Origin of the sequence: Streptomyces sp. NPDC059524 (genome assembly GCF_042749255.1) — a bacterium.
GTDB lineage: Bacteria > Actinomycetota > Actinomycetes > Streptomycetales > Streptomycetaceae > Streptomyces > Streptomyces xanthii.
The window spans coordinates 1-7,631 of the sequence record NZ_JBHYTK010000050.1; the positions used below are offsets into that span (position 1 = coordinate 1).

A 7,631-nucleotide genomic window follows, 5' to 3' on the forward strand; every position below is an offset into this window, starting at 1 on the left:
CCGCGGGGCCGGGCCCCGGTCACAGCTGGTGGAGGCTTACGCGGCCTTCGCCTTCGTGGCGTACATGTCCACGTACTCCTGGCCCGACAGACGCATGACCTCGGCCATCACCGAGTCGGTCACGGCCCGCAGCACGTACCGGTCGCGGCCCATGCCGTCGTAGCGGGAGAACTCCATCGGCTCGCCGAAGCGCAGGGTCACCCGGCCCGGACGCGGCATGCCCGCGCCACCCGGCTGGAGCTTGTCCGTGCCGATCACCGCGAACGGCACGACGGGCGCGCCGGTCATCAGCGTCAGGCGCGCGATGCCCGTCCGGCCGCGGTACAGACGGCCGTCGGGGGAGCGGGTGCCCTCCGGGTAGATGCCGAAGACCTTGCCCTCCTCCAGGACCCGGCGGCCCGTCATCAGCGCGGCCACACCGCCGTTGGCGCCGTCCCGGTCCACCGGGATCATGCCGACGCCGGTGAAGAACCACGCCATCAGGCGGCCCTTGAGGCTCTTGCCGGTGACGTACTCGTCCTTGCCGATGAAGAACACCTGCCGGTCGCAGACGAGCGGCAGGATCATCGAGTCGATGAACGTGAGATGGTTTCCGGCCAGAATGACGGGGCCGTCGCCCGGAATGTTCTCGGCGCCCTCCACCCGTGGGCGGAACATCAGGCGCATGATCGGTCCGAGCACTGCCTTGATGAGCGCGAAGCGGGACAACGGGCCCTCCGGGGTCAAGGAATGGACATAAGGTCTGTGCAGGTGAGGACGATACTCGCGCGTACCGTCCTACCGCACATCGGGTTCACCGAGTGGATACACAGTGTTGATCCGGGTTGATCCCGCACGACGTCACCGACGCACCCCTGCCACGCGCGCGACACACAGCGGTCATCCCGCATCACCCCGACGTTCCGTACGCGGTCTCCCCCTCGTCACTCCCGCGCACCTACGATCGGTCCCGCTTTGACAGGTACAAGGCGGTAACTCGGCGGGAGGAGCGCTCCATGGGGAACGAGAAGGCTCAGGCGGCACACGAGGCGGGCACCGGTGGGGGAGTGGGCCGCCGGGCGCTGCTCGGCGCCGCGGTGCTGAGCGCGGGTGCGGCCGCCGTCGCCCTGCCCGGCACGGCCCGGGCCGCCGAGCGGGCCAGTGGCGGGAATCACTCGGGGCAGGGGTACACCGCGCTGCCCGTGCCCACCGTCATCGCCCACCGAGGCACCAGCGGCTACCGGCCCGAGCACACCCTCGGCTCCTACCAACTCGCGCTCGACATGGGCGCCCACGTCATCGAGGCCGGCGACATCGTCCCCACCAAGGACGGCCGGCTCGTCTGCCGCCACGAGCCGGAGATCGGCGGCACCACGGACGTCTCGGCCCACCCCGAGTTCGCGTCCCGCAAGACCACGAAGGTCATCGACGGCGTCTCCACCACCGGCTGGTTCACCGAGGACTTCACCCTCGCCGAACTGAAGACCCTGCGGGCCGTCGAGCGCATCCCGGGCAACCGGCCGCACAACACCCTCTACAACGGCCGCTGGGAGATCCCCACCTTCGACGAGGTCCTCGCGTGGCGCGCCGAGCAGAGCCGCGCCCGGGGCCGCGAGGTCTGGATCCACGTCGAGACCAAGCACCCCACCTACTTCCGCAAGCTCGGCCTCGGCCTCGAGGAACGGATCGCCAAGCTGCTGCGCGCCCACGGCCTGCACCGCAAGAACGCGCCCGTCTTCCTGCAGTCCTTCGAGCCGACCAGCATCCAGCGCCTGGACAAGCTCGTCGACAACCCGCTCGTCGTCCTGCTCTCCTCGGCCGGCTCCCGCCCCGCGGACTTCGTCGAGAACGGCGACCCGCGCACCGTCGCCGACCTCATCACGCCCGCGGGCCTCGAGGAGATCGCCGGCTACGCGCAGGGCATCGGCCCGACCCTCGACCTGATCATCCCGAAGGACAAGAGCGGCAAGCTCGGCGAACCCACCACCCTCGTGCGGGACGCGCACGCCGCCGGCCTGATCCTGCACCCGTACACGATGCGCAACGAGAACACCTTCCTGCCCGCGGACTTCAGGAAGGGCACCGACCCGAACGCGTACGGCGACGCCTTCGGAGCCTTCAAGACCTACTTCGCGACCGGCATCGACGGCATCTTCACCGACAACTGCGACACGGGCCTGCTCGCCCGCGAGGACTTCGTCAACGGCTGAGCCGCCGGTCCCGGTTGGAGTGAGACGCGGCCGCCCCGGCAACCGGGGGAGCGGGCGGCCGCGTCCCGCCGGGCATGATCCACGACACCGTCTTCGAGACCCTGCGCCCGCTGCTCGCGGCCGAGGCCCGCGCCGAGCTGCCCGGCGACGGGCGGGCCGACCTCGAGCAGGCCGTCTGGCTCCGCCTCCTGGAACACCTCGACACCCAGGGGCCACCCGCCGACCCCGCCGCCTGGCTCACCGCCACCGTCCGCGCCGAGGCCCGCCGGCACCGCCGCACCGCCCGGCACGAGCAGCCCTACGCCGTCGAGCCCGTCGCCGAGCACCCCGACCACGCCGATCCCGAGCACCACACCCTCCTCACGGAACGCGCCCGTGCCCTGCATTCGGCCGTACGCCGGCTGCCCGGCCGCTGCCCCGGCCTCATCGGCGCACTCCTGTCCCCCAAAGACCTCACTTACCGTGAAATCGCAGGTGAGTTGGGTATCTCACAGGGCAGTCTTGGGCCGGAACGTTCCAGATGTCTGGGATGCCTGCGCAGAATCCTGCCCGCCGAGGTTGCGCCGAGGCGTCGCCGGGGAAAAGAGTGAGGGCAACCGGCGAACAGGTGAGCGGGAGGCATGCACACATGGGCATGAGCGTGACCATCTCTGCGGCGACCGATGCGGACGCCGAGCAGATCCTCAAACTGCAGTACCTCTGCTACCAGAGCGAGGCGCAGCTCTACGGGGACTACTCGATCGAGCCGCTCACACAGACCCTCGACTCGGTCAGGGCCGAACTGACGGCCGGCACCGTTCTGGTGGCCCGCCTGGGCGACGAGGTCGTGGCCTCCGTCCGGGGGACCGTCGACGCGGACGGCACCGCACGGATCGGCAAGCTGATCGTCCACCCGCGGATGCAGCGCCACGGCCTCGGCGGCCGGCTGCTCTCCGCCATCGAGTCCGCGTTCGCCGGCACGGCCAAGCGGTTCCAGCTGTTCAGCGGCCACCGCAGCGAACACAACCTGCGCCTGTACCGCAAGCACGGCTACGCGCAGGTCTCCACCCGCCAGGTGGACGAGCGGCTCACCCTCGTCACCCTCGCCAAGGAGATCGACGCCTCGGCGCTCGCCGCGAGCGCCTGACCGCTGCTCAGGCGGCGGCGGCCTCCGGCCGCTGCCGCAGCACGCCCTTGCGCAGCCAGTACATCCCGGTGACCGGCAGCAGCACCGGGATGAACAGGTACTCCATCCCGTAGTCCGACCACACCGTCTGGTCCGGGAACGCGGAGGCGTCCACCAGCGTCCACGTGCCGACGATCAGCACACCGGCCAGCTCCAGGGCGCAGCACACGAAGGCCGAACGCCTGGCGCGGTCGCCGCCGCGCACCAGCGAGTACGTGATGAAGCCGTACACCAGGCCCGCGACCGCCGACAGCGAGTACGCCAGCGGCGCCTTGTCGAACTCGGTCGAGATCTGGAAGACCGAGCGCGACACCGCGCCGACGACCATCACGCCGTAGAGCCACACGAGCAGCAGCCCGGGCCCGCCGATGAGCCGGCGCCGCCCGCCCCGCTGCGGCCGCTCCGCCTTGTCCGTGTTCTCCGTGCTGCCCGCGCTGTCCGAAGAGGTCACCGCCACCTCATCCTCCCCAGATGTCGTAGAGCCGTACTTCGAGGACCGCGAGCACGACACCGCCCGCGGCGACCGTCACCGAACCCCAGCGGGTCCGCTCGGCCAGCGACATGAACCCGGCCGCAGGGACGCACGCGAACGCCCCGATCAGATACGCGACAAAGATCGTCGTGCCCTGGTCCGGCTTCTCGCCCCGGGCCAGCTGCACGATCCCGACCACCAGCTGGAGCAGCGCCAGCGCCGACACCACGGCCATCCCGATGAAGTGCCAGTCCTTGGTCGGCTGGTCGCGATAGGCGGCGAAACCGCACCACGCGGCGAGCGCGAGCGCGGCGAGACCCGTCACCAGGGTCAGGACATCAAGCATGGCCCAGACCCTATTACGGGACAGAAGACCCGCCGCCCTCGCCCCCGGGCCGCCCGGCGGCCGTCCGTGCCGCCGGTGGGCGGACCGTGGCGTTGACCACAACGCACCCGGCTGCGCACCCGCCCGCCGCCGCCGTCACGGAGGGCCGCTCGGCCGTGTCAGTGCTGGCCACGACGGCCGGCGTGGGGAGCACCGGAGGGGAGCGAGTGCCTCCGCATACCCGTCCACGGCTGTCCGCTATACGGACAGCACCGGCCGGAAAGGCCCTCACGTCTGCTTTACTTGCCCGCATGACCACGACGAGCAGCCGCATCCTTGCGACCGAGGCGACCAGGACGCCCGGTGCTCGCTGTATGTGTCGAATGTGCGCCTTCTGAGGGCCCCCGCACCTCTCCCGCGCCCCTAGGGCAGGGAGGGAACCCCGTTCTCGCGCCCCGAAGCGAGATCCAGGTCTGCCCGCGCACAGTCTCCGCGTACTGGTCCCAGTACCGCTCCCCGTCGAGAGCGAGAGCACGCGCGCCCGGACTTCCGCAACTTCCCGAATGAATGCCCCGTGCCCGGCGACACCCCGTGCCGCGCACTCGACAGTGACGGAAACCCACGTGATCACCACCCAGGGCCTCACCAAGGTCTACCGCTCGCGCGGCCGAGAGGTCACCGCCCTCGACGGCGTCGACCTGCACGTCCGCGAAGGCGAGGTGTACGGCGTCATCGGCCAGTCCGGCGCCGGCAAGTCCTCCCTCATCCGCTGCGTCAATCTCCTGGAGCGCCCCACCTCCGGCACCGTGACGGTCGCCGGACAGGACCTCACCGCACTCGCCGGGCGCGGCCCCCGCGCCGGCAAGCAGCTCCGCGAGGCGCGCAGCCGCATCGGCATGGTCTTCCAGCACTTCAACCTGCTGTCCTCGCGCACCGTCCAGGACAACATCGAGCTGCCGCTGGAGATCCTCGGCAAGTCGGGGAAGGAACGTTCCGCCAAGGCGCTGGAACTGCTCGACCTCGTCGGCCTCTCCGACAAGGCCAAGGCCTACCCCGCCCAGCTCTCCGGCGGCCAGAAGCAGCGCGTCGGCATCGCCCGCGCCCTGGCCGGCGACCCGAAGGTGCTGCTCTCCGACGAGGCCACCAGCGCCCTCGACCCCGAGACCACCCGCTCCATCCTCCAGCTCCTGCGCGACCTCAACCAGCAGCTCGGCCTGACCGTCCTGCTCATCACGCACGAGATGGACGTCGTCAAGACCGTCTGCGACTCCGCCGCCCTCATGGAGCACGGACAGATCATCGAGTCCGGCACCGTCAGCGAGCTCCTCGCGACGCCCGGCTCGGAGCTCGCCTCCGCGCTCTTCCCGGTCAGCGGCGACGCCACCGGCGCCGACCGCACGGTCATCGACGTCACCTTCCACGGCGAGTCCGCGACCCAGCCCGTCATCTCGCAGCTGTCGCGCACCTACAACATCGACATCTCGATCCTGGGCGCCGCGATGGACACCGTCGCCGGCAAGCAGGTCGGCCGCATGCGCATCGAACTGCCCGGCCGCTACGAGGACAACGTCGTGCCCGTCGGCTTCCTGCGGGAGCAGGGCCTCCAGGTCGAGATCCAGGGCCCGCAGGGCGAGAGCGCCCCCGTACTGCAGAAGGAAGGTGTCACCAAGTGACCTGGTCGGAGATGCAGCCGCTGCTGTCCCAGGCGTGTTGGGACACCCTCTACATGGTCGGCTGGTCCACGCTCATCGCCATCGTCGGCGGCCTCCCGCTCGGCGTGCTGCTCGTCCTCACGGACCGCGGCGGACTGCTCCAGAACGCCCTGGTGAACAAGATCATCGGGCAGGTCGTGAACATCGTCCGCTCGATGCCCTTCATCATCCTGATGGTGGCGCTCATGAGCTTCACCCGCGCGGTCGTCGGCACCACCATCGGCCGAGAGGCCGCCATCGTGCCGCTCGCCATCGGCGCCATCCCGTTCTTCGCCCGGCTCGTCGAGACCGCCGTGCGCGAGGTCGACGGCGGTCTGGTCGAGGCCGTCCAGTCCATGGGCGGCAACACCTGGACCGTCGTGCGCAAGGTCCTCGTACCCGAGTCGCTGCCCTCGCTGATCTCCGCGACCACCACGACGATCGTCGCCCTCATCGGCTACTCGGCCATGGCGGGCACCGTCGGCGCCGGCGGCCTCGGCGACATCGCGATCCGCTACGGCTACCAGCGCTTCGAGGGCAACCTCATGTGGATCACCGTCGCGGTCCTCGCCGTCGTCATCTCGCTCATCCAGTTCGCGGGCGACAGCGGGGCGCGCGTCCTGCACCGCCGCGCCGGCAAGGGCGGCGAACCGCTCCGCTTCCGCCTGTTCGGCGGCTTCCTCCCCGGCGGCCCCGTCGCCGCCGAAGCCACCGCGGGCACCACCGGCAAGACCGCCGGCTGAACCACCCGCTGACCCCCGAGGTCACGTCCCCCGACTCCCCGTCCCCCGGCGGGTTGCACCACCCATGGAGAAAGGCACTTTTCGTGCGTAACACCACCAAGATCACCGCTGCTGTCCTCGTCACCGGAGCCCTCACCCTCGGCCTCAGCGCCTGCGGCTCCGACAAGGGCGACGCCAAGGCCAAGGCCTCCGACCCCCTGGTCGTCGCGGCCACTCCCGTCCCGCACGCCGAGGTCCTGAACTACATCAAGGACAACCTGGCGAAGAAGGAAGGCCTCAACCTCGAGGTCAAGGAGTTCACGGACTACGTCCAGCCGAACAACGCCACCGAGGACGGCTCGGTCGACGCCAACTACTTCCAGACCGTTCCGTACCTGGAAGACTTCAACAAGAAGAACGGCACGCACCTCAAGTCCGTCGCGGTCGTCCACCTCGAGCCCCTCGGCCTCTACTCCGAGAAGTTCAAGAAGATCGACGAGCTCAAGAAGGGCGGCACCATCGCCCTCCCGAACGACGCCGACAACGAGAGCCGCGCCCTGCGCTTCCTCGCCTCGACCGGCATCATCGGCCTGAAGAAGGGCTCGGAGGCCACGGCCACCCCGCAGGACATCGCCAAGAACCCGAAGGACCTCCAGTTCAAGGAGGTCGAGGCGGCGCAGACCCCGCGCTCCCTGCAGGACGTCGACGGCGCGGTGATCAACGGCAACTACGCCATCGGTGCCGACCTCAACCCGGCCAAGGACGCCCTCGCCCTCGAGTCGACGAAGGGCAACGCGTACAACAACGTCCTCGCCGTCAAGGAGGGCAACGAGAACGACCCCCGCGTGAAGAAGCTCGCCAAGCTCCTCACCTCGCCCGAGGTCAAGAAGTTCATCGAGGACAAGTACAAGGGCTCCGTCCTGCCCTCGTTCTGATCCGGCGTCACTTCCGCGGCCGTCCCTGGGCCGTTCCACGGGGGCCCCCCCCCCCCCCCCGGGCGGCCCCCCAGGGCAGCGACGTGGCGTCAAGCGGCAATCAGGGCACACCCCCCCCCCCCCCCCAGGGCC

At 70.1% G+C, this 7,631-nt stretch carries 9 protein-coding genes; 6 read left to right on the forward strand and 3 right to left on the reverse strand.

Annotation, left to right across the window (positions count from 1 at the left end; genetic code table 11):
* Positions 1-36 precede the first annotated feature (36 nt).
* Positions 37-726, reverse strand: coding sequence for a 1-acyl-sn-glycerol-3-phosphate acyltransferase (locus ACFW9D_RS16410; protein ID WP_188339959.1), 690 nt, complete (start codon positions 724-726; stop codon positions 37-39).
* Positions 727-995: 269 nt separating this feature from the next.
* On the opposite strand from ACFW9D_RS16410, the gene ACFW9D_RS16415 reads away from it, so the two are divergent.
* The 3 genes from ACFW9D_RS16415 (at position 996) to ACFW9D_RS16425 (ending at position 3,315) form a co-directional block, all read left to right on the forward strand.
* The gene (locus tag ACFW9D_RS16415) at positions 996-2,189 is read left to right on the forward strand and encodes a glycerophosphodiester phosphodiesterase (RefSeq protein WP_384622559.1); all 1,194 of its coding nucleotides are present in this window, start codon (positions 996-998) and stop codon (positions 2,187-2,189) included.
* Between the two features lie 74 nt (positions 2,190-2,263).
* Positions 2,264-2,779 carry a sigma-70 family RNA polymerase sigma factor gene (locus ACFW9D_RS16420; protein WP_384622562.1) on the forward strand — a complete coding sequence of 172 codons (516 nt, stop codon included), beginning with the start codon at positions 2,264-2,266 and terminating at the stop codon, positions 2,777-2,779.
* A 38-nt stretch (positions 2,780-2,817) separates the two neighbouring features.
* Positions 2,818-3,315 (forward strand): GNAT family N-acetyltransferase, encoded by a 498-nt coding sequence (locus ACFW9D_RS16425; RefSeq protein WP_384622565.1) that lies wholly within the window; start codon positions 2,818-2,820, stop codon positions 3,313-3,315.
* 7 nt (positions 3,316-3,322) lie between these two features.
* Here the strand turns inward: ACFW9D_RS16425 and ACFW9D_RS16430 are convergent, their stop codons facing one another.
* Entirely contained in the window at positions 3,323-3,724 is a 402-nt protein-coding gene (locus ACFW9D_RS16430) for a hypothetical protein (RefSeq protein WP_188341666.1), read from the reverse strand.
* A gap of 88 nt (positions 3,725-3,812) precedes the next feature.
* Positions 3,813-4,172: a hypothetical protein gene (locus ACFW9D_RS16435; RefSeq protein WP_188339963.1), complete on the reverse strand. Its 360-nt coding sequence runs from the start codon at positions 4,170-4,172 to the stop codon at positions 3,813-3,815.
* A 542-nt stretch (positions 4,173-4,714) separates the two neighbouring features.
* On the opposite strand from ACFW9D_RS16435, the gene ACFW9D_RS16440 reads away from it, so the two are divergent.
* The 3 genes from ACFW9D_RS16440 (at position 4,715) to ACFW9D_RS16450 (ending at position 7,499) form a co-directional block, all read left to right on the forward strand.
* On the forward strand, positions 4,715-5,824 hold the full coding sequence (locus ACFW9D_RS16440) for a methionine ABC transporter ATP-binding protein (protein ID WP_188339964.1): 1,110 nt from the start codon (positions 4,715-4,717) through the stop codon (positions 5,822-5,824).
* Positions 5,821-6,585 (forward strand): methionine ABC transporter permease, encoded by a 765-nt coding sequence (locus ACFW9D_RS16445; RefSeq protein WP_188339965.1) that lies wholly within the window; start codon positions 5,821-5,823, stop codon positions 6,583-6,585. Before ACFW9D_RS16440 ends, ACFW9D_RS16445 begins: the two co-directional genes overlap by 4 nt.
* A gap of 83 nt (positions 6,586-6,668) precedes the next feature.
* Positions 6,669-7,499 carry a MetQ/NlpA family ABC transporter substrate-binding protein gene (locus tag ACFW9D_RS16450; protein ID WP_384622570.1) on the forward strand — a complete coding sequence of 277 codons (831 nt, stop codon included), beginning with the start codon at positions 6,669-6,671 and terminating at the stop codon, positions 7,497-7,499.
* Positions 7,500-7,631: the final 132 nt, after the last annotated feature.

Bases quoted from the DNA above. Each gene is read 5' to 3' on its own strand.
- ACFW9D_RS16420 (WP_384622562.1), top strand. From the start codon at position 2,264: ATGATCCACGACACCGTCTTCGAGACCCTGCGCCCGCTGCTCGCGGCC.
- ACFW9D_RS16425 (WP_384622565.1), top strand. From the start codon at position 2,818: ATGGGCATGAGCGTGACCATCTCTGCGGCGACCGATGCGGACGCCGAG.
- ACFW9D_RS16415 (WP_384622559.1), top strand. From the start codon at position 996: ATGGGGAACGAGAAGGCTCAGGCGGCACACGAGGCGGGCACCGGTGGG.
- ACFW9D_RS16435 (WP_188339963.1), bottom strand. From the start codon at position 4,172: ATGCTTGATGTCCTGACCCTGGTGACGGGTCTCGCCGCGCTCGCGCTC.
- ACFW9D_RS16440 (WP_188339964.1), top strand. From the start codon at position 4,715: ATGAATGCCCCGTGCCCGGCGACACCCCGTGCCGCGCACTCGACAGTG.